The organism is Acinetobacter sp. 40AMC3-4 (assembly GCF_049898185.1).
Classification (GTDB): Bacteria; Pseudomonadota; Gammaproteobacteria; order Pseudomonadales; family Moraxellaceae; genus Acinetobacter.
The window spans coordinates 1-20,471 of sequence record NZ_JAFCXG010000015.1 but is presented as its reverse complement, the minus strand read 5'-3'; the positions used below and the strand labels follow the sequence as shown (position 1 = coordinate 20,471).

Here is a 20,471-nt window from a genome sequence, read left to right as displayed (position 1 = left end):
TTACTTAAAAGCTAAGGCTTTTTTTTACATTCTGCCGAATAATAGCTGCATCAACAAATAGATGATAATTCAATCACAGGATGTCGCATGGCACAGCACTCACTGATTCATCAACAGAATTTATGGAAAGCCTTTCTGGTATTTCTGTTGCCATTAATTGCGACCAATATCCTGCAAAGTCTCTCCGGCACGATCAATACGGTTTTTGTGGGACAAATGCTCGGAGTGAATGCGATTGCTGCTGTTGCCGTTTTTTTCCCGATCCTGTTTTGTCTGATGGCCTTTGTGATTGGTTTATCTGCCGGTTCTACCGTATTGATTGGACAGGCTTGGGGTGGAAAAAATATAGAAAAAGTGCGCTGTGTGGTCGGTTCAACTTTATTTATGACCTTGATTGGCGGAAGTTTGATTGCGCTTTTCGGGGTAATTTTTGCTGAGAATATTCTTTTGGCCCTTGGCACAGATCCTGATGTAATGCATTTGTCCTTGCCCTATGTACAATGGATGCTGGCGGGTAGTCCCTTAATTTTTATCTATATTATTTATACCTCCATCTTGCGTGGCATTGGGGATAGTACCACCCCCCTGTTTGCTTCCGCACTTACCATTGGGGTGGGTTTAGTGGTGACACCGGTCCTGATTGCCGGTTATTTTGGCTTTCCTAAAATGGGCATTATCTCGCCGGCGATTGCCACCATTCTGGGAAATCTGGCGGTCCTGTTGTTTTTAATCCTGTATTTGAACTATAGACAGCACCCGCTCAAGCTCGACTGGGCTTTATTAAAAAATATTCGTCATCAGCCACAGTTGAGCAGAATGATCTTGAAACTGGGGGTTCCGACTGGGGTACAAATGGTCACGACTTCAGTTGCCGGACTGGTGATTGTCGGGCTGGTCAATCGTTATGGCGCAGAAGCAACAGCCGCTTATGGTGCGGTCAATCAGGTCTTAAATTATATTCAATTTCCCGCTTTGTCGATTGCGATTGCCGCGTCTGTATTTGGTGCTCAAGCGATTGGCGCAGGTAAATCGGATCTACTCAATAAAGTCACACGGACTGCGCTGAGTATGAATATCCTGTTTACCGGCGGTCTGGTGATTCTGGCATACCTGTTCTCCAAATATCTGATGGCACTGTTTATTACCGATCCTAAGGTTGTAGTACTGGGACAACAACTGCTATTTATTGTGCTGTGGTCAATTCTGTTTTTTGGCGCCAGTGCCATTTTTGCTTCGATCATGCGCTCAAGTGGAACGGTGACCATGCCAATGCTGATTAATATTTTTGCCATTCTCTGTATTGAAGTTCCCGCCGCTTATCTTTTTAGTCAGTGGTGGGGCCTGGAAGGTATCTGGTATGCCTATGCATTGGCCTTTGTCAGCCTGTGTATTTTGCAGGGACTGTATTATCAGTTTGTCTGGAAGAAAAAAACGGTTGAAGCGTTGATTTAGATGCAAGGTTTTATGTACCTAGAAGTATTACAGTAGCTAACACTCTTAGTCGCAAAAAATAGACCCTATTACAGCGATAAAAAACCCGCTTTCGCGGGTCTGTTCTGCAATTTTTTAAGCAGATTTTTTCTTCTTTTTGCCAAACTGGGTCGCCAGTGCAGTGACATGCTGATAACCGGTCGGCAAGATCCGCTGAATCAGGTCAATTGCTTTGGCATCATTACCGATCAGCAGACGGCGCTTGTCTTTTTGTACCGCCTCCAGAATTTGACGAGCGGCTTCTGCAGGTGGACAACGCAATAATTTATTAAAATTACGGGCTGATTTTTCCGGATTCATACCTAAAGTCAGCAGGCTGTTATTCATTTTTGCAGCATTGGCAATATTGGTACGGATACCGCCCGGATGTACACACAGTGCACTCACCCCACAATTTTCCATATCCAGTTCCTGACGCAGGGATTCAGTAAAACCACGTACCGCAAACTTGGTCGCGTTATAAGCAGACTGGGTCGGTTGAGCAGTCAGACCAAACAGGCTGGAAATATTGATGATATGACCATCGCCGGTTTTCTTGATCAAAGGTAAGAATTCTTTGGTTCCGTAAACTACACCCCAGAAATTGATTCCGACAATCCATTCCAGTTCTTCATAAGATGCCCCTTCAACGGTTGAACCCAGTGCAACGCCGGCATTGTTAAAGATCATATTGACACTGCCATGATCCTGTTCGACCTGTGCCGCCCAATTACGCACCTGCTCCAATTCTGCTACGTTTACTTTCTGAATGGTGACACGGACATCACTTTCTTTGAGCAATTCGAGCGTTTGCGCCAGACCCTGTTCATTAATATCACTCAGAGCCAGATGACAACCCTGCTGAGCCAGTAATACCGCCAGTTGCTGACCAATACCTGAACCGGCCCCGGTAATCGCGGCAACTTTATTGTTAAAATTTTTCATTCAATTTCCTTATGTAAACTACTGCCATTCCATGACAGCAGGATCTTGTTCTGTTGTTTCAGGAGCTAGCACAGATCCTCAATATAGTTTTGACAATATATATTGTCAATAATTATCCCATATCCTTAGAGGCCAAATTTCAGGGCAGCATTTCCATATAGGTCTAAGCGTGATTTATTGTTAAGATATTCAAAATCTTCATGCAGATGAGCATACAGGCCTTATGACCGATTCAATCGACTCAGCAGCAAAATCACGACCCGCCAAAACCAAGGAACGTCAGTTTAAAGGCCTGTCGATGGCTGAACGGCAGCAGGCACGTCGTGAAAAGCTCATCGAAGCCGGGATTGAAGCCTATGGTAGTTATGGTTTTTTTTCAGTTACTGTCAAAGATATCTGCAATGAAGCCAAACTGACTGAACGTTATTTTTATGAATCCTTCAAGAAAAGCGAACATCTGTTTCAGACCATTTTCCTAAAACTGATTGATGAACTGCAACAGAATGTCATGCAGGCCATGATGCAGGCCTCGACAGATCCGAAAAAAATGATCGAAGCCGGTTTGAGTGCGCTGCTCACTACCCTGCGTGACAATCCGCGCATGGCACGGATCATTTATATTGATGCCATGCTGGTACAGGAACTGCATAATCAGGCCACTATTCATGAAACCATGTCACGTTTCGACCGCATGATTCACGCCTTCGTCATGTTGATGATGCCGCAGTTAAATCGTAGTGAGCAGGAAATTTCACTGGTGTCGACCGGTTTAAATGGCTATGTCACCCAAATTGCCATTCGTTGGGTGATGAGTGGTTTTAAGCATTCGCTTGAGGAAGTTTTATCGTCTTGTAGTGTGGTTTTTTTGGCGCTGCTCGAGTCATTTTCCGAGAAAAAATAGCTGTTAAATCCTGTGCTTAATAGGCTTTCCTACATTTACCAGTCAGTTGCAGATTTATGCTGTACTACGGAAATGAGTAAAATTAATTTATGATTTTTTAACAAGTTTCTGCGCTATATTTGTCACAAATTTTTGCGAATATCAGCAGTTTTTCCCTTTCTGCAATGATACTGTCATAATTAGTCTTTGTAATAAGCCTGTCATAAATATAAAACGGTTCACCGTTTACATGAAATAGGGTATTGCGTTGTGAAAGATGACTACATATTAATCGTCGATGACGAGCTCCCGATTCGGGAAATGATCCATACCTCTCTGGATATGGCCGGTTTTCAGTGCTTACAGGCAGAAGATGCCAAGCAGGCGCATCAGATGATTGTGGACCAGCGTCCGGCATTAATTTTGCTGGACTGGATGATGCCGGGTGGTGTGAGCGGTGTGGACTTATGTCGTCGTCTGAAACGTGATGAAAGCCTGTCAGAAATTCCGGTGATCATGCTGACAGCGCGCGGTGAAGAAGACCACAAGGTACAAGGTCTGGATGCCGGTGCCGATGACTACATGACCAAGCCATTCTCGACCCGGGAACTGGTCTCCCGAATTAAGGCGGTACTGCGCCGCGCCAATGCCCTGAGCGGTGAAAAAACCATTGATGCCAATGGCCTGATTCTGGATCCGGTCAGCCAGCGGGTGAATTTTGGTAACAACATTCTGGAAATGGGGCCGACTGAATATCGTTTGCTGGCATTCTTCATGACCCATCCGGAACGTGCCTATACCCGTGCGCAATTGCTGGATCAGGTGTGGGGCGGTAACGTCTATATTGAAGACCGGACCATCGATGTACATATCCGCCGTTTGCGTAAAGTGCTGGAACCTTATGGTGTAGACCGTTTTGTACAAACCGTTCGCGGAACGGGGTATCGCTTTTCGACCCGTTCAGATGTCGCTTTAGGTTAATATCTTTTAAGGTAAATCTTGTTTTATGTATGAACCCTACCCTGTCCCCGAACTGGCACGCGAACATAAAAGAATCCGTTACAGTAGCTTATGGGATTTTGCGAAACAGGATTTACGCTTACTGGCTTTTTTCCTGATTATCGCCAGCTTTATCGGTTTTGGGATTGGGTATTTCTGGGTTTGTATCGTAATTGCTTTCGTGGCGTTCTTTGCGACCCAAATGCGTTCCTTATATCTGGTCAATGAATGGATTTCCAATCGCCCTTATGATGTTCCACCAAATATTGGCGGGATTTGGGGTGCGCTACTTTTCAATGTTTACCGCGCCCAACGTCAGGAACGGATTGTTCAGGCGGAAATGGTCGAACTGATTGATCGTGCACAGTCTTCACTGGTGGCCTTACAAGAAGCTGTGGTACTACTTGATGAAAACCAGCAGATTGAATGGTGGAATCCGGCAGCCGAACGTCTGCTCGGAATCTCCAGTGATGACCGTCGCCGTAATATCCTGACCTTGTTACGCCAACCAAGCTTTATCGAATACTATCACCATATTGATGAATCCCCGGACGGCCTGAAAATGCGTTCTTCGCTGTTTGAAGACCATTATGTGCAGGTCAAAATGACCCGTTTTGGCGGAGAAAGTCGGGTACTGGTCGCTTATGATGTGACCCGGATGCACAATCTGGAACAGATGCGAAAGGATTTTGTCGACAATATTTCACATGAACTGCGCACTCCTTTGACCGTACTCAGCGGTTATATTGAAACCTTTACCGATCAGGAAGATATTAATCCACGCTGGAAACGCGCTTTTGATCAGATGCAGTCGCAAACCCGACGCATGAATGCTCTGGTCAACGACCTGCTGCTGCTGTCACGTCTGGAAAATGATAAGAATATTGCCAAAAACCAGATCATTGAAATGCCGAGTCTGATGAACCAGCTATTCGATGATGCCCAGGCCTATAATATTGATTATGGTCATACCCTGAATCTGGACATTGACAGTCATTGCGATCTGATCGGTTCAGATATGGAACTGGCCAGCGCTTTTAGTAATCTGATCACCAATGCCATCAAGTACACGCCTAAAGGCGGTACCATCACCATCGGCTGGCATGATGATGGTGAATCCGCCTATTTTGTCGTGCAAGATAACGGTATCGGGATTGATCCCAAGCATCTGCCACGTCTGACCGAGCGTTTTTACCGCATCGATTCAGACCGCAGCCGTCGTACTGGCGGTACCGGTTTGGGATTGGCAATTGTTAAACATGTACTCATGCAGCATCAGGCACATCTGGAAATTGAGTCCAAGGAAAACCAAGGCTCTACCTTTAAGGTGATTTTCCCCAAAGAGCGTCTCAGCTTTCCAGAGTAAGATAACCATCAAAAAAGGTGCCATCGGCACCTTTTCTTTTAAGTACTTAAGAGCTGATCTGTTTTTCTTTGGACAGTGCACGCGCATAGGCAGCACGTTGCGACACCCGTTTCAGATAGGCTTGAATCGCTGGATAGCTTTGACCCGTCCGGCTCTGCATGGCCTCCAAAGGAAAACTCATCTGAATATCGGCAAAACTGAAATGACCGGCAAAATAATCATGCTCACTCAAATAGCTTTCCAGAAACTGGATATGATCTTTTAAACGGCTCTGCACAAACTGTTTCTTCACTCCATGGCAGATTTTCTTGGCCACCGGCCGAATCAGCAACGGGGTATGTTTTGGTACAGTGGTCATCACCAGTTGCATTACTAGCAGCGGCATCAATGAGCCTTCCGCATAGTGCATCCAGTAACGGTACTGGGCCTTGTCGGTAATATCTTCTGGACGAAATTGTTGCTTTTCATCATAAGTTTCCTGCAAATATTCCAGGATCGCCGCAGATTCTGCCAGTACCTGAGACTGATCGACCAGAATCGGAGCCTTGCCCAATGGATGGATCTGTTTTAAGGCCGGTGGCGCAGAAAGGTTGGGCTGACGTTTATAGTATTTAACCTCGTAATCCAGTCCTAATTCTTCCATGGCCCACAGAATACGAAATGATCGTGATTGTTCGAGATGATGTAAAACACGCATATTAGACTCATGATTTTATTGTTCTTACTTTCCGAGCATAGCAAAAAGCAGCAGACTCTAGCTCAATTTTTGATGACTGTAATGATATGTATCCTATGTTGCAGATTCACTATTTGAGTTAAATTCAGACAGCACTCCATATTCCTATCATTTTTAGCATTTATCGGGAAGCACGCATCTGGTCTGGAAATGCAGGCGCTTCTAAACGTGGCCCATCATAGGCAGGAATGGAACCAAAACGTTCATGACCTTCAATCCATTGTTCCCGCGCAATTTTAAGTTCCTCTGTCGTACGCCCGACCAGATTCCACCACAGTAAAATCGGGCTTTCAAATGGTTCCCCACCAATCAATAGCACCCGGCTCCCGGCATGAATTTCAGCATTGACTTGCTGCAACCCCGGCTCCAGGATCAGCATATTATCTTCAGTCAGTTCATGCCCATTAATGCTGGCCGTCCCTTCAAGCACCATAAAGCCATATTCAAATTTTGGATTCAGCGGCAAGCGCGCACTGGTACTTTGAGCTGCATACAGATCTACTCCGAGCAATTCACTATGTACTTTAACCGGCGATCTGGTATTTAAATATTCTCCGACCAGCACGGTAAACTCGATACCCTGCTCATTAACGACCGGTAATTCAGGATAATGGTCAAAACCCGGTGCCATATTGATCTTGTCATCCGGCAAGGCAATCCATAATTGCGCTGTATGCATATGCGTTTCACTCTCGGGAGAGACTTCGGTATGTGAAATGCCATAGCCCGAGGTCATCAGATTGACCTGCTTGGGACGAATCAACTGCTGATTTCCCAGACTGTCATTGTGCATCATGCTGCCTTCGATCATCCATGTAAAGGTCTGCAGACCAATGTGCGGATGTGGTCCGATATCCAGACCATCTCCTTGCGGGAAAATAGCCGGACCCGCATGATCCAGAAAACACCAAGCACCTATCATGCGCTTATGTCTGCTTGGCAAGGCACGTTTAATCACGGTGCCCTGTCCGATTTCCGCGCGACGTAAAGGAAACTCCTGAATAAACTGATTCACATACTTTTCACAATCATCAGAATTCGACAGTTCAATATCACTATTATTCGACATGGCTGAGCTTACCTCGGCATTTTCATTCTACTTTTTGAGTGGGTGAGACATGTATTTGACCGATTCAAGATGCCTCTCTGTTCAGGACAATGTACAGGGTCTATGGGCAAAATCTATCCCTGGAAATATTTAGATACGTATAAAACGCCTCACTAGTCCCATCAATTTAAATTCTGAAAAGCTGATGAGATTTATATTCAAAGCCCCAAACTTGAGTTTTAACAAGTCAATCATGATTTAGGTACATGGCGTTATGAGTTTAAATAAACTGAAGATCAACGAATGTCATTAGTCCATGTTTCACGTGAAACGGAGCAACAACAACCAAAGATCCCAATGAATAAGATGATTATTCATGTATTTCAATCACTTTCAATTTTACAAAACACAAATTTTGTTACGTTTTAGCTTTAAAAACTTCCCGGATACCCAATTTTTGGGAGGTTATTTTTTACTCAATCACGGCATAATAGGCACCTATAAAAATAATACTGGACCAGGACATGTCTGCTCAGAATGAGAATATATATTCAACGGCGAATGTATCTTTTCAAAATTCGACGACCGATAAATCACTGAAATTATCTGAATGTGATCTGCAGAACCGTCAGCTGATTGAACAGGCGCTAACAGATCCTCATGCCCGTATTCCTGCCCCGTTTCAGCAGTATTTTCATGATTATGTCTATACGCATAGTCATCATAACTTGCGTCAAATTAACTATCTGGCGCAAATAGCCTTTTTACTGTATTTCTTTGCCGATATCCTGATTATTCCAGACATGTTTTTTATTTCTGGTCTGATGCGCGTCGTTCTGGTTCTGGGCGCGATGTTTTGCTGTTATTACCTGTTTAAAAGACATAAAAACATTCAGATTCTGGACAGAATCTTGCCGATAGGTACCACTGTGGCTGCAGCGGCCTGGATTGGCTTACTCGCGCTTTCAACCAGTCCCCATGTTGCTACCTATATTTATGCCTCTGCGATCTTTATTCTCATCGCCAATCTCTGTGTGCAGACCCAGTTTAAAGTCGCAGTCTATTGCTCCATCTTGATTGCCCTATTTATCATGCTTGGGATATCCAAGTTCATGAGTGCTTCTCAAGCCTTTATTTTTAGTGTGGTCTTTAGTCCACTGTGGTTTTTTAGCATTTATATTAACTGGAATAATATTCTGAATATACGGCGTTCTTTTCTGCGCTCCCTACTTGATGAATGGAACTATCAAACCTTAAAGAATCTGGCACATACCGATGATTTGACCCAGCTCTACAACCGTCGCCATTTTGTCGATATGGCTGAACGCTCTATTCATCAATGGCCTAAACATGCCAGTAGCTGCCTGCTGATGTTTGATGTGGATCATTTTAAAAATATTAATGATAGCTATGGGCATGATGTTGGTGATCGGGTACTACAACTGATTGCTGAAGTGACCCGTAAAGAAATGCGGCATAGCGATGTACTGGCACGTTTTGGTGGGGAGGAATTTATCGCCCTCCTAGAAGATACTCAGCTGCAAGACAGCTGGGTGATTGCAGAAAGAATTCGTTGTGCAATTCAAAAGCAGTACATTTATGTCGAACCCAATCATGCCATCCGGTTCACCATTTCGATCGGTGTAGCAGAACTGGAATCCCATACCCAACCCCTGGAAGACCTGATCAAACAAGCCGATATTGCCTTGTATCAGGCCAAGAAGTCTGGCCGAAACCGGATTGAGGTCTATCATCCAGATATGCTGAATAAGCCCAAGCCTGCGACAGAAAATCCCTGGAATGTATTTAAGCCAGACACTCAACCAGCCCAGTCAACGGCGAATTAAAGCTGGATCATTAGTCTGTTCTATAAGCTAGGATCATCCTTAGAATGCACTAATCGGGGATTTCATTTTATAAAATAAATTTGATTCTTCCACTTTTAAAATATCCAACAAAAGAATAGAATATTTTTTATACAACTATATATAAATTTCATCTTATTCATTTTTATATATTTTAATTTGGGAAGGCTGCATGCCGCATGATAACGAAAAAGAATCACGCACTCTGATTCAGGAGTCTCTTCAAGATCCGCTGGTTCGTATTCCTGCGCCTTTAAAACCAGCCTACTATGCTCATCAGAAAAAACTCACTTTAAAATACTTATTACAGGTTAATTTATTCGCACAGTTGGCATATGCCTCTTATACCCTCGCCGATATTCTGGTGCTGCATGATATTCTCAATTTGCTCATTTTGACCAAAATCAGCTATACCATCCTGATCGTACTGATCACGATCTGGATGTATCACTCTTACCGCAATTTACCTGTGTTTGATTTACTCTTACCTACCTCAATTATTGGCGCAAGTGCCATCTGGTTTTTTAATCTAAATCAGTCTGAAAGTGCTTATACCCTCATTTATCAATATGCCTCCTTGGTTTTTATTGTGTTGGCCAATTTATGTGTGCAGATCCGGTTCTGGCCGTCTTTGATTACTTCGAGTCTGATTACTTTGATGATTTACATCGGTGTATATTTCAATACTCGATCTGACCTGTACCAGATGTTTTTATTTTCCCTGATTTATCTGCCAGTATTGACCTTCAGTCTATATATTAGCTGGAGCTCGACCTTAAAATCACGCATGGTATTTTTGCAGCGTACCCTGAATGAATATAATCGGCAGGCCTTTGAAAATATGGCTCATACCGACTCACTCACTGGCCTGAATAACCGTCGCTGTTTTGAATATCTCGCGCAACAACTGGTACAACAGAATTTTGATCAACCGGTGCCTATGAGTTTACTGGTCTTTGATGTCGATCATTTTAAGCAGATTAATGATCGTTATGGTCATGATATCGGAGATCAGGTCTTACAGACGATTGCTCTAAATACACACAGCGAAATGCGGCAGCATGATATTTTGGCACGCTATGGCGGTGAGGAATTTATTGCATTTTTACCTGAAACCTCTCTGGATGAAGCGCTAAAAGTTGCCGAGCGTTTAAGGCATAAAATTGAAAATATTGTGATCGATTTGGACAGCCAACATCGTTTCAGTTTTAGCATTTCGATTGGTGCTGCCATTCTGGAAAGCTGTGAAACGGATTTGATGACCCTAATTAAGCAAGCCGATATTGCCTTATATCAGGCTAAAGCCAATGGCCGGAATCGGGTTGAAGCTTATGATCCGGATCTGGAGCAAAGTTTAGCTGGAGAGATGCAAAACTGGCAGGTTAAACCGGCATAAGCATCTTTTCCGAAAAGCATAAAAAGAGCGCCGAAGCGCTCTTTTTAATTTGGAAAGTTTATATTTCTAAACTGCCATGCATAGCGTTTAGCATAAAACTTTCAAGCAGCGATGCTGCTTGAAAGTCCTTACTGCCGCGCGCCTAGCGCTTGGCGTAATTTAGGCGGACAGCAGTGCTGTCCGAAACCCCTAAATTACTCCCATTCAATCGTTGCAGGTGGCTTAGACGATACGTCATAAGTCACACGAGAAACGTCAGCAATTTCATTCATGATACGCGTAGAGATTTTGTCTACTAGTTCATATGGCAGGTGTGCGAAACGAGCTGTCATAAAGTCCACCGTTTCTACCGCACGCAATGCAATTACCCATGCATAACGACGGCCATCACCGACTACACCCACCGATTTCACTGGCTGGAATACCGCAAATGCTTGAGCAGTCTTGTCATACCAGCCGCTGTCACGCAGTTCTTGCATGAAGATGTCATCTGCAAGACGTAAAATGTCTGCATATTCTTTTTTCACTTCACCCAAGATACGCACACCTAGACCTGGGCCTGGGAATGGATGACGATAGATCATGCTGTGTGGCAAGCCTAAAGTCGTACCCAATTTACGTACTTCATCTTTAAACAAGTCACGTAATGGTTCAACCAGTTCAAATGCTAGGTCTGCTGGTAAGCCGCCCACATTATGGTGTGATTTAATCACATGCGCCTTACCCTGCTTGCTTGCAGCAGATTCAATCACGTCCGGATAAATCGTACCTTGTGCAAGAAATTTTACGCCATCTAATTTACGTGCTTCTTCAGCGAAGACAGCAATAAATTCACGGCCAATAATTTTACGTTTTGCTTCAGGATCAACTTCACCTGCAAGCGCAGTCAAGAAACGCTCTTCAGCATCAGCACGAATCACGCGGATACCCATGTTGTCAGCAAACATTTGCATCACTTGATCGCCTTCGTTCAAACGAAGCAGACCATTGTCTACAAATACACAGGTCAGCTGATCACCGATCGCTTTATGCAACAGCGCTGCTACTACAGATGAATCCACACCACCAGAAAGTCCTAGTAATACTTTTTCATCACCAATCTGTTGGCGAAGCTGTTCTACACGTAGATCAATAATGTGTTCTGGCGTCCACAGACCGCGACAGCCACAAATTTGATGAACGAAGTTCGACAGTAATTCTGCACCTTTAGAAGTATGTGTCACTTCAGGATGGAACTGAATACCATAGAAACGGCGAGTTTCGTCAGAAACCATCGCAATTGGACAGCTTGGCGTCTGTGCAGTGATTTGGAAGCCTTCTGGAATACGGGCAACTTTATCGCCATGGCTCATCCAGACATGCAGCTGGTTTTCACGGTCCTGTAAATTACCGATCAGCTTGTCACGTACAACAATATCTACTTCTGCATAGCCAAACTCATGCACAGTACCTGGCTCAACTTTACCGCCAAGTTGTTCGCACATGGTTTGCAGACCATAACAAATACCCAATACCGGCACACCCAGCTCGAATACCACTTGCGGCGCACGCGGGCTGCCCTCAAGGTGAACGCTCTCAGGTCCACCAGACAAGATGATACCGTTTGGATTAAATGCACGAATGTCTTCTTCAGACATATCATAGGCATACATTTCAGAATATACACCAGCTTCACGGACACGACGTGCGATGAGCTGACTATATTGAGAACCGAAATCCAGAATCAGGATACGATCTTCAGTAATTTGAGTATTGGTAGTCATGACGAACAACTATGAAAGGCAAACGAAAGATAAGCGCCGTATTCTAACATTTTTCAGCGCATTAAGCACACAATTCGCATGAGGTATGCATTTAGTTGATTGCATTATATTTCTAGCACAACAAAGCATCCCTTCGGATGCCTTGTTTGATCTGTCATTTTTATATTTTTAAGCTCAAGATTTAATCCAATTAAGTCTATTTTTATAAAAATCTGAAGATAATATGTAAGAGAAATTTTGGCTCGATTGAAGATGAATGAAGCGTTAATTATTTTACTTTCTGGTACTGACTTTCATGCCCCGGGCTGTTAGGATTTGACCACACTTTTGCTTGTACTGGGCTCATGGAACTGATTGATTTTATCTTGCATGTTGATGATCACTTGCTTGAATTTATCACTAATTACGGGATCTGGATTTATGCCATTCTTTTCCTGATTATCTTTGTAGAAACAGGTCTGGTGGTCATGCCGTTCCTGCCTGGCGACAGCTTGCTATTTGCAGCAGGTGCACTGGCAGCCTCTACTGGTGCAATGGATCCATGGGTGCTGATTCCACTCTTGTTTGTTGCGGCAGTTCTGGGTGACACCCTGAATTATCATATTGGTAAATATATTGGTCCTCGGGTTTTCGAGATCGAATCGCGCTTCATCAATAAAAAACACTTATTGGCGACCCAGCAATTCTTTGCCAGACATGGTGGTAAGACCATTATTTTTGCGCGTTTTGTTCCTTTTGCCCGTACCTTTGCACCCTTCGTTGCCGGTGCTGGCAGCATGAATTACAAATATTTCCTGACCTATAATGTAGTAGGTGCATTTGCCTGGATTAGCTCATTTGTCATTTTGGGCTATATGTTTGGCAATATGCCGATCGTCAAAGACAACTTCACCTATCTAATTTTTGGCATCATTATTTTAAGTGTATTGCCAGGTGTGATTGGCTTTATTCAACAAAAGCTCAAAAAAAGTAAAACAGCTTAAGAACTTTTTACATTAAGATTCTTTTACAGCCTGTGCGTTTAATCCCAGAGCTTGATCAAGAGTGGGATCAGACAAAGCAGGACAAATAAAGCCGCGCCTTTATAAATGAGGCCGGCTTTTATTTTTTCAGATGGACTGGTCAATATGGCCTGACCAAAGACCATCCAGAATATCCCGACCGGAACGGTACTCAAGCTAAAGGCAGCAAAAACCAGAACGAAGTTGGTCGGGCTTTGCCAGGTTTCCATCGGTAAAATTCCAGAGGCCAACAATGCTGCTTTAGGATTTTTTAGGGTAGTTGTAAACATTTGCCAGGGGCGAATCTGCGGATGGTTCTTGCTGTAGCGTTCTAACTGCTGGGCCTTATATAAATGCAAGGTCATCCAGCCCACACAGATGGTACTCAGCACATAAACCAAGCCTTTAAAATTTGGCCAGATCGGTGACGCCAGATGAATCACCAAGGCCCATACATTAATGGCATAAAAATAGCCGAGCAAAATGGCAGGAAGATAGAGACTGGTTTTGGCCTGCCCCTGCTGATGAGCGGAACTGGCCACCAAGGCATTGGCAGGCCCTGGAACCATCAGTACAGCAATGAGTCCTAAAACAAATAACCAATTTTCAATCATCGCAATGAACTTTTCCGGGCCAAGGTTGTAGCTTAATCAATATGGAAGTGGGATAACAAGCTTATAAATTTCAGATTTTTATATAGTCTGGTCAATTTCCCGTGAGTTTTATCTTAATTTAAACTGCCCTATTCTTGATGAAAACAATAAAAAATGCCGACCTAAAGTCAGCATTTATCCGTTTAATGTTGAATGATTTATTTAGGCGTCGCCTGCTGAACGATGATCGGACAGTTCTTATAACGCGCGGCCTGTACAATCGCTTCCTGCTCGCCTAAAAGCCGTGCCAGTTCGGTTCTTTTGGTATCGGATGACTGTCCCATATTGACCGAAACACTCGGGCCAATACCCCAACCACCGCGACTGCCCCAGCCACCACCAAGACCAACGCCTACACCGACGCCAGTACGTTTCGGTGGCTCAACGCCATTGTCGATATACTGCTGAATACGGTTATATTCACCCTGTAGTTGCGAACAACCCAAAGTCTGATACAGGGTTGGCGACACATAAGTCGGTTTTACCGGCGTTGCACAGGCACTCAGTAATGCAAGTGCAGCAATACTCAGGCTTATTTTCACAAGTTTCATAGCTAACTCGATCTTAATTCTGCTCTATCTCATTGAACAACGATTGATAGGCCTGAGTCAATTTATGATCAGTAGCCAAATGAATCAAAGGCTGATTTTTCTGATGAGATTCTTTCATCAAGATCGACGGTGGCAACATACTGTCGAGGACCGGTAAGCCTTCATCTTTGAGCTGTTGTACCACTTCACGCGGTAATTTGGCCTGTGCCTGAAACTGGTTCACGACAATCCCTTCGATTTCCAGCCCTTCATTATGGTCATCCTGGGTTTCAATGACATTTTCAATCAGGGTCTGTAGGGCACGTTTAGAAAATACATCACAGTCGAAGGGAATCAGCACGCGGTTCGCCGCAATGAGAGCAGAGAGGGTAAAGAAATTGAATGCAGGCGGTGTATCAATAAATACCCGGTCATAATGCCCCGACAGTTGTTGCAAGGCATCTCGTAGCTTATAAATCTTGTGCTTGGACTCCAGTGCATGGGCCAATGCACCCAGTGTTGGGCTAGCCGGAATAACATCCAGATGTTTAAAAGAAGATTGATGCACATAGCTTTCCAGACCTTTGCTACGACTTTTTAAAATCGAGCCAATCGCATTACCAAGCAAGCCCTTGCTTTGCTGATTACCGAGTACATCTTCAAAATAGTTTTCGATATTCGGTTCGAGTGCCGGCTTGTCACTAGAATACGTCGCATCATCACCCAGCACATACTGGCTAGAGTTGGCCTGCGGATCCAGGTCAATCAATAAGGTTTTTAAACCCTGATGTGCACTGATCGCTGCCAGATTGACAGTAATACTCGACTTGCCTACCCCACCCTTTTGATTAAATACCACACGTGTACGCATGTCCCCCTCCTCACATTTTTAATTACTTTTACAACATTTGTATTTTCTAATTATTTGCATGGACTGGCTGTGCTGATCATCACAGCCAGCCTGCTTTTAGCCAAAATTCGGCTTGATCATCACCAAAGCCAGAATAGACACCAATGAAACTACAGCAATAACTAAGCCAGCCCGACGCTGCGACAGCAAGATCGAATCATCTTTTTTATAGGCTTTGCCTAGCGAGGACACCAGCACCAAAAATAAAATGACTTTGGCATAGAACCAAGGCTGTACATCAAAGTCTTTCAGGACGAGCGATACTATACCGGTCAGTGCAATCACCGTGATAGCTAAATGCTGTAAAGCGACTAGCGCTGTACGTGCTACCGGATTAGGCATATTTCCCTGTGTGCCGACAAACAAGGTCAAGGCACGGGCAAGAATGGCGACAATCGCCAGTCCTGCTACCGACATATGGATAATCTTGACTAAAAGTTGGGTTTCCATCATGTCCTCTTAGTTTTTAGGTGCGTGTGCACAAGCAGGACTGGTCGTATCCTGACCTGCCCATTCTTCAGGCAAAAATGCATGAATGGCCAGCGCATGAATCTTGTCTTTTGACAGCAGATCACCCGCAGCAGCATAAACTTTCTGATGACGCTGGACGGGGCGCAAACCGGCAAATGCCTGACTCACAATCACGGTTTTAAAATGCGATTCTTTTCCCGGGAAATAACCACCATGACCCGAAGACTCATTCACCACTTCCAAATGGGTTGGGGATAATTGCGCCAAACGATCTTTCAGTTGTTGTTCTAAGCTCATGGCCTGACTCCAATCTTCAAAAATATGGTCTCAGTATACCTTGTTCTGCCGAGTATTTCGGTAATCTGTTCAGATGCAATCCGTTGATTGTGGCGAAAATTTATTGATTTTTATATGAATATTGGTTATTTATTGTCTGGTCTACAGCATTTTGCTTTTATTTTATGCAATTGATGCAAGATTTTTAACAAAGGTGTTGACCACATTTTTGCATGCTGTATTATACACGGCATGCGGGAATAGCTCAGTTGGTAGAGCATAACCTTGCCAAGGTTGGGGTCGGGAGTTCGAGTCTCCTTTCCCGCTCAAAATTTTTTCATTTAGTTTTTTCATTTAAAAAACTTTATAGACTCCGCGGGAATAGCTCAGTTGGTAGAGCATAACCTTGCCAAGGTTGGGGTCGGGAGTTCGAGTCTCCTTTCCCGCTCCAGATTCTAAAAAAGCCCTGATCGAAAGATCGGGGCTTTTTTTATGTTGATGTTATTTTTTTAAATGATCCTTTCATTTTTGTTTCACTCAATAACAAATTCTTAAAGTACTTTCTGATTTTATAACCAAGATGTGACCATAGTACCCCCCCTACGGCAATAAAAAAGCCCTCATCAAAAGATCAGGGCTTTTTGATATTCCATCAATGAATCAGATGAAAGCAGGCTAGCGCAAAAAAACTAGCGATGATAAGAATCCATCTTCAATACAATTAAAAGGTAATTCGCTGATAATCACGGTATTGCGGTGTCCAGAAATTATGCTCTATTGCTAGCTGCAATTCTTCTACACTGACTTTCGGTGCTACTCCGTCTTCAATCGCAGCAAGTGCCACTTTTAAGGCAATCTGCTTCGAAATTGACTGTAAACAATCCAGATTCGGCAATAAATCTGCCTGAGGATCTTTCAGTTTCGGAGAACAGTCCGCCAAGGCATTACTCGAGGCCATCAGCATATTATCCGTGACACGTTTCGCACCTGAAGCAACTACACCCAGACCGATACCCGGAAAAATATAAGAGTTATTGCATTGGGAGATATGATGAATCTGTCCCTGATAATTCACTGGTGCAAATGGGCTACCTGTCGCAATCAATGCTCTGCCATTGGTCCATTGCAAGATATCGGCCGGAACAGCTTCTACGCGGGAAGTCGGATTAGATAAAGGGAAAATAATCGGCTGTACACTATTTTCAGCCATGGCTTCAATCACTTCCTGAGTGAATAAACCCGGCTGTCCAGATACGCCAATCAATACCGTCGGTTTGGCACGCTTAACTACATCTAGCAGAGAAATCATGCTCTCTGCATCTGCCCAGCTTTCTACATTTTCAAGAGGCTGTGCCAGTTTGCGCTGGAAGTCCAGTAAATTCGGCTGATTCTCTGTGATCAGACCAAAGCGGTCGACCATAAACACGCGTGCACGCGCTTCAGCATCACTCAAGCCCTCAGCAACCATTTGCTTAATGATCTGTTCTGCAATCCCGCAACCGGCTGAACCAGCACCCAGAAAAGTAACCACCTGATCTTTAAGCTGTTTGCCTGCTGCGCGCGAAGCAGCAATCAGGCTGCCCACAGACACTGCTGCGGTGCCCTGAATATCATCATTGAAACAACAGATTCGATCACGATACTTTTCCAGTAAAGGCATGGCATTTTTCTGTGCAAAGTCTTCAAACTGAATTAAGGCATCTGGCCAGCGCTGTTGAATCGCCTGAATCACCGTTTCGACAAAAGCATAGTATTCATCGCCATTGATTCGCGGTTCACGCCAGCCCATATAAATCGGGTCATTCAACAACTGCTGATTATTGGTACCGACATCAAGAGTAATCGGTAAGGTATAGGCCGGACTGATCCCGCCACATGCGGTGTAGAGTGCCAGTTTTCCAATTGGAATCCCCATACCACCAATGCCCTGATCTCCAAGACCCAGAATGCGCTCACCATCTGTGATCACAATCACTTTCACGTTCTTTTTATTGATATTGTGAATAATCTGGTCGATCTGATCACGGTCAGGATAGGAAATAAAAATCCCACGATGACGACGATAGATATCAGAAAAGCGCTGACATGCCTCACCCACAGTCGGGGTATAGATAATCGGCATCATCTCACTGAGGTGATTTTCAATCAGATGGTAAAACAGGGTCTCATTGGTATCCTGAATATTCCGCAAATAAATATGCTTGTTAATATCACTGCTAAAAGCACAATACTGCTGATAAGAACGCTGACTTTGCTCCTCAATCGTCTCGGTGACATGAGGAATCAAGCCATGCAAGTTAAAGCTTCTACGCTCTTCTTCAGAAAATGCAGAGCCTTTATTGAGTAGTGGGAGTTCTAGCAGAGTATTTCCAGCATAAGGAATATATAAAGGGCGTTTACTGTTCAAATTTTCTCTGGGCATTATTTAACTCATCTAATCAATCTTCGGCAGTTCTGCCAAAATAATGACATCACTCTCGTTATTTTATATAGCTTATCCTGATTTTAGCCGCTTGGGTCATTTAGCAAATTTATAATACTTGTAGCAGGATTTTATAATCTGATAACACTCATTTTCAGCCAGGTTCTGAACGGTTTTTTAAATTAACCCGTATTCGTATTTTTAATTTAAATCGGTAGCAAGATCTGTTTGACAAAAAACCTCAGCTCATCAAGGATAAAGCATAAATTTAATAAGATGAACGAGTATAAAAATGAGTGAACTGCAACCGCTTTATCAGCCCGATATTCTGGGGACAGGTTATGAGCAAGCGACCTTAAACTTTCCTGATGATTATGAGGGCAAAGTCGTAGCAACCCTAATCCGTAAAAAAGCAGCCCAACCTACAAAAAAAGCAGTTTTATATATTCACGGCTTTATCGATTATTTTTTTCAGACCGAAATGGCAGAGCGCTTTAATCAGCATGGTTTTGATTTTTATGCGCTGGATTTAAGAAAATACGGACGTTCGATTCTGCCGCATCAAAAATATTATAACGTGTATGACCTTGCTGAATATAATGCAGAAATTACCCAAGCCCTCGACATTATAGCAGCCGAGGGTCACGATGCTGCCCTGCTCTGTGGTCATTCTACCGGCGGCCTGACCACGACCTTGTATGCGGCACATCATCCGCAGCATTCTTTAATTAAAGCACTTTGGGTCAACAGTCCATTTTATGACTTCAATATGAATCCGATTAAACGTGCGCTTGGCATTCCGCAACTGAGCAAACTGGCCAAAATTTTTCCCAACCTTCAATTTCCAAGCGAGCTGAACAAGTGGTATGCCACTAGCCTGCATAAGGATTTAAAAGGCGAATGGGACTTCAGTCTGGACTGGAAAAAGACCCGCTACCCGATGGTTCGGATCAGTTTTATTCGTGCCATTCATGAGGCACAGAAGGAAATTCATCGCGGTGTTCAGCTCGATGTTCCGGTATTGATCATGCATTCGCATCAGACTTTATATCCTAAAAAATGGGGCAAAGCCGCACAAAGCAGTGATGTGATTTTAGGCATTAAAGACATTCAAAAATATGCCAAAAAAATTAAAGGCGATGTCACGGTTCAAAGTATCCAGAACGGTTTACATGATCTGGTACTTTCAGAGCAATCTGTACGTGAGAAGGTTTATCAGCAACTGTTTCAATGGCTGCATGACAAAGGGCTTTAGATAAACGTGGAAGGAGAAATGAAACTTACCCTCATTTCTCCTGCTTGGCTTCTTTTGAATCCTTATTAGGTTGGAATGTAATTAAGCACATTGAAAATATGCCAATTTTTCGATGGTTTATAAGTGCTATAATCCCTTGTTTTTAAATTTAAAATTTATAACCTTTATTGTTCTACTGCTTGTCTCCAAATATTGTCTTTTGTAGCAAGCCTGTAAACAAACAACCGCCCGTCTTTTTCCCTCTTTATAGTAGAGCTGAATGCAGAAGCGCCTATATTTTTTGATCGGCAACATGCGCGCAGCCTGCACCACTAACAATCATATAAAGGAATAGATTATGCGTTATGCAGACCCCAATACTGACGGTTCAAAAGTTCATTTTAAAGCACAATACGATAATTTCATTGGCGGCGAATGGGTCGCTCCAGTCAAAGGTGAATACTTTGACAATATCTCTCCGGTAGATGGCAAAGTCTTTACCAAAG

General features: G+C 43.6%; 18 protein-coding genes, 2 tRNA genes and 1 pseudogene. 11 read left to right on the top strand and 10 right to left on the bottom strand.

Translation table 11 applies throughout. The features are described 5' to 3' along the window. Positions 1 to 87 precede the first annotated feature (87 nt). Complete coding sequence (locus ACP7BU_RS13710; protein WP_425880127.1) at positions 88 to 1,452, top strand: MATE family efflux transporter; 1,365 nt, start codon at positions 88 to 90, stop codon at positions 1,450 to 1,452. A 114-nt stretch (positions 1,453 to 1,566) separates the two neighbouring features. On the opposite strand, the gene ACP7BU_RS13705 is transcribed toward ACP7BU_RS13710, so the two are convergent. After that, complete coding sequence (locus tag ACP7BU_RS13705; protein WP_148334837.1) at positions 1,567 to 2,415, bottom strand: SDR family NAD(P)-dependent oxidoreductase; 849 nt, start codon at positions 2,413 to 2,415, stop codon at positions 1,567 to 1,569. Between the two features lie 223 nt (positions 2,416 to 2,638). Here ACP7BU_RS13705 and ACP7BU_RS13700 point away from each other — a divergent pair, with 223 nt between their 5' ends. The 3 genes from ACP7BU_RS13700 to phoR all read left to right on the top strand — a co-directional run bounded on the left by ACP7BU_RS13700 (position 2,639) and on the right by phoR (position 5,660). Next, the gene (locus ACP7BU_RS13700; RefSeq protein WP_086044331.1) at positions 2,639 to 3,316 is read left to right on the top strand and encodes a TetR/AcrR family transcriptional regulator; all 678 of its coding nucleotides are present in this window, start codon (positions 2,639 to 2,641) and stop codon (positions 3,314 to 3,316) included. Positions 3,317 to 3,565: 249 nt separating this feature from the next. Then, on the top strand, positions 3,566 to 4,276 hold the full coding sequence (gene phoB, locus ACP7BU_RS13695; protein ID WP_004280972.1) for a phosphate regulon transcriptional regulator PhoB: 711 nt from the start codon (positions 3,566 to 3,568) through the stop codon (positions 4,274 to 4,276). A 25-nt stretch (positions 4,277 to 4,301) separates the two neighbouring features. Beyond that, positions 4,302 to 5,660: a phosphate regulon sensor histidine kinase PhoR gene (phoR, locus tag ACP7BU_RS13690; protein ID WP_005245337.1), complete on the top strand. Its 1,359-nt coding sequence runs from the start codon at positions 4,302 to 4,304 to the stop codon at positions 5,658 to 5,660. Positions 5,661 to 5,706: 46 nt separating this feature from the next. Here the strand turns inward: phoR and ACP7BU_RS13685 are convergent, their stop codons facing one another. Together ACP7BU_RS13685 and ACP7BU_RS13680 are read right to left on the bottom strand one after the other, a co-directional pair. Further along, positions 5,707 to 6,357 (bottom strand): glutathione S-transferase family protein, encoded by a 651-nt coding sequence (locus ACP7BU_RS13685; protein WP_425880128.1) that lies wholly within the window; start codon positions 6,355 to 6,357, stop codon positions 5,707 to 5,709. A gap of 160 nt (positions 6,358 to 6,517) precedes the next feature. Beyond that, positions 6,518 to 7,465, bottom strand: coding sequence for a pirin family protein (locus ACP7BU_RS13680; RefSeq protein ID WP_425880129.1), 948 nt, complete (start codon positions 7,463 to 7,465; stop codon positions 6,518 to 6,520). Positions 7,466 to 7,968: 503 nt separating this feature from the next. Between ACP7BU_RS13680 and ACP7BU_RS13675 the strand changes: the two genes are divergently transcribed. Both ACP7BU_RS13675 and ACP7BU_RS13670 read left to right on the top strand, forming a co-directional pair. Further along, entirely contained in the window at positions 7,969 to 9,291 is a 1,323-nt protein-coding gene (locus ACP7BU_RS13675; RefSeq protein WP_425880130.1) for a GGDEF domain-containing protein, read from the top strand. A 190-nt stretch (positions 9,292 to 9,481) separates the two neighbouring features. Next, positions 9,482 to 10,705: a diguanylate cyclase gene (locus ACP7BU_RS13670; protein ID WP_425880131.1), complete on the top strand. Its 1,224-nt coding sequence runs from the start codon at positions 9,482 to 9,484 to the stop codon at positions 10,703 to 10,705. A gap of 194 nt (positions 10,706 to 10,899) precedes the next feature. Here ACP7BU_RS13670 and guaA read toward each other — a convergent pair whose 3' ends face one another. Then, on the bottom strand, positions 10,900 to 12,468 hold the full coding sequence (guaA, locus tag ACP7BU_RS13665) for a glutamine-hydrolyzing GMP synthase (protein WP_004644840.1): 1,569 nt from the start codon (positions 12,466 to 12,468) through the stop codon (positions 10,900 to 10,902). Between the two features lie 344 nt (positions 12,469 to 12,812). Between guaA and ACP7BU_RS13660 the strand changes: the two genes are divergently transcribed. Next, complete coding sequence (locus ACP7BU_RS13660; RefSeq protein ID WP_004644839.1) at positions 12,813 to 13,451, top strand: DedA family protein; 639 nt, start codon at positions 12,813 to 12,815, stop codon at positions 13,449 to 13,451. 38 nt (positions 13,452 to 13,489) lie between these two features. On the opposite strand, the gene ACP7BU_RS13655 is transcribed toward ACP7BU_RS13660, so the two are convergent. From ACP7BU_RS13655 to ACP7BU_RS13635, 5 genes are all read right to left on the bottom strand, one after another. After that, positions 13,490 to 14,083, bottom strand: a complete 594-nt coding sequence (locus tag ACP7BU_RS13655; protein ID WP_004732653.1) for a hypothetical protein — start codon at positions 14,081 to 14,083, stop codon at positions 13,490 to 13,492. A 197-nt stretch (positions 14,084 to 14,280) separates the two neighbouring features. Next, on the bottom strand, positions 14,281 to 14,673 hold the full coding sequence (locus ACP7BU_RS13650) for a hypothetical protein (RefSeq protein ID WP_129717383.1): 393 nt from the start codon (positions 14,671 to 14,673) through the stop codon (positions 14,281 to 14,283). A 13-nt stretch (positions 14,674 to 14,686) separates the two neighbouring features. Further along, positions 14,687 to 15,523, bottom strand: a complete 837-nt coding sequence (locus tag ACP7BU_RS13645; protein WP_004280959.1) for a ParA family protein — start codon at positions 15,521 to 15,523, stop codon at positions 14,687 to 14,689. Between the two features lie 96 nt (positions 15,524 to 15,619). After that, the gene (locus ACP7BU_RS13640; protein ID WP_005245348.1) at positions 15,620 to 16,012 is read right to left on the bottom strand and encodes a SirB2 family protein; all 393 of its coding nucleotides are present in this window, start codon (positions 16,010 to 16,012) and stop codon (positions 15,620 to 15,622) included. Between the two features lie 9 nt (positions 16,013 to 16,021). Then, on the bottom strand, positions 16,022 to 16,330 hold the full coding sequence (locus ACP7BU_RS13635) for a BolA family protein (RefSeq protein ID WP_004280957.1): 309 nt from the start codon (positions 16,328 to 16,330) through the stop codon (positions 16,022 to 16,024). Between the two features lie 233 nt (positions 16,331 to 16,563). Here ACP7BU_RS13635 and ACP7BU_RS13630 point away from each other — a divergent pair. Continuing rightward, positions 16,564 to 16,636: transfer RNA gene (locus tag ACP7BU_RS13630), tRNA-Gly, on the top strand. A gap of 48 nt (positions 16,637 to 16,684) precedes the next feature. Further along, positions 16,685 to 16,760, top strand: a tRNA-Gly gene (locus ACP7BU_RS13625). 270 nt (positions 16,761 to 17,030) lie between these two features. Here the strand turns inward: ACP7BU_RS13625 and ACP7BU_RS13620 are convergent. Beyond that, entirely contained in the window at positions 17,031 to 18,731 is a 1,701-nt protein-coding gene (locus tag ACP7BU_RS13620; RefSeq protein WP_425880132.1) for an NAD-dependent malic enzyme, read from the bottom strand. Between the two features lie 292 nt (positions 18,732 to 19,023). Between ACP7BU_RS13620 and ACP7BU_RS13615 the strand changes: the two genes are divergently transcribed. After that, positions 19,024 to 19,986 (top strand): alpha/beta hydrolase, encoded by a 963-nt coding sequence (locus ACP7BU_RS13615; protein ID WP_425880133.1) that lies wholly within the window; start codon positions 19,024 to 19,026, stop codon positions 19,984 to 19,986. Between the two features lie 337 nt (positions 19,987 to 20,323). Beyond that, positions 20,324 to 20,471: pseudogene (locus ACP7BU_RS13610) on the top strand (hypothetical protein); the annotation flags it as partial.

Excerpts from the sequence above, each read along its gene's own strand:
- ACP7BU_RS13710 (WP_425880127.1), top strand. The coding sequence starts at position 88 with ATGGCACAGCACTCACTGATTCATCAACAGAATTTATGGAAAGCCTTT.
- ACP7BU_RS13705 (WP_148334837.1), bottom strand. The coding sequence starts at position 2,415 with ATGAAAAATTTTAACAATAAAGTTGCCGCGATTACCGGGGCCGGTTCA.
- ACP7BU_RS13700 (WP_086044331.1), top strand. The coding sequence starts at position 2,639 with ATGACCGATTCAATCGACTCAGCAGCAAAATCACGACCCGCCAAAACC.
- phoR (WP_005245337.1), top strand. The coding sequence starts at position 4,302 with ATGTATGAACCCTACCCTGTCCCCGAACTGGCACGCGAACATAAAAGA.
- ACP7BU_RS13685 (WP_425880128.1), bottom strand. The coding sequence starts at position 6,357 with ATGCGTGTTTTACATCATCTCGAACAATCACGATCATTTCGTATTCTG.
- ACP7BU_RS13680 (WP_425880129.1), bottom strand. The coding sequence starts at position 7,465 with ATGTCGAATAATAGTGATATTGAACTGTCGAATTCTGATGATTGTGAA.
- ACP7BU_RS13675 (WP_425880130.1), top strand. The coding sequence starts at position 7,969 with ATGTCTGCTCAGAATGAGAATATATATTCAACGGCGAATGTATCTTTT.
- ACP7BU_RS13670 (WP_425880131.1), top strand. The coding sequence starts at position 9,482 with ATGCCGCATGATAACGAAAAAGAATCACGCACTCTGATTCAGGAGTCT.
- guaA (WP_004644840.1), bottom strand. The coding sequence starts at position 12,468 with ATGACTACCAATACTCAAATTACTGAAGATCGTATCCTGATTCTGGAT.
- ACP7BU_RS13660 (WP_004644839.1), top strand. The coding sequence starts at position 12,813 with ATGGAACTGATTGATTTTATCTTGCATGTTGATGATCACTTGCTTGAA.
- ACP7BU_RS13655 (WP_004732653.1), bottom strand. The coding sequence starts at position 14,083 with ATGATTGAAAATTGGTTATTTGTTTTAGGACTCATTGCTGTACTGATG.
- ACP7BU_RS13650 (WP_129717383.1), bottom strand. The coding sequence starts at position 14,673 with ATGAAACTTGTGAAAATAAGCCTGAGTATTGCTGCACTTGCATTACTG.
- ACP7BU_RS13645 (WP_004280959.1), bottom strand. The coding sequence starts at position 15,523 with ATGCGTACACGTGTGGTATTTAATCAAAAGGGTGGGGTAGGCAAGTCG.
- ACP7BU_RS13640 (WP_005245348.1), bottom strand. The coding sequence starts at position 16,012 with ATGGAAACCCAACTTTTAGTCAAGATTATCCATATGTCGGTAGCAGGA.
- ACP7BU_RS13635 (WP_004280957.1), bottom strand. The coding sequence starts at position 16,330 with ATGAGCTTAGAACAACAACTGAAAGATCGTTTGGCGCAATTATCCCCA.
- ACP7BU_RS13620 (WP_425880132.1), bottom strand. The coding sequence starts at position 18,731 with ATGCCCAGAGAAAATTTGAACAGTAAACGCCCTTTATATATTCCTTAT.
- ACP7BU_RS13615 (WP_425880133.1), top strand. The coding sequence starts at position 19,024 with ATGAGTGAACTGCAACCGCTTTATCAGCCCGATATTCTGGGGACAGGT.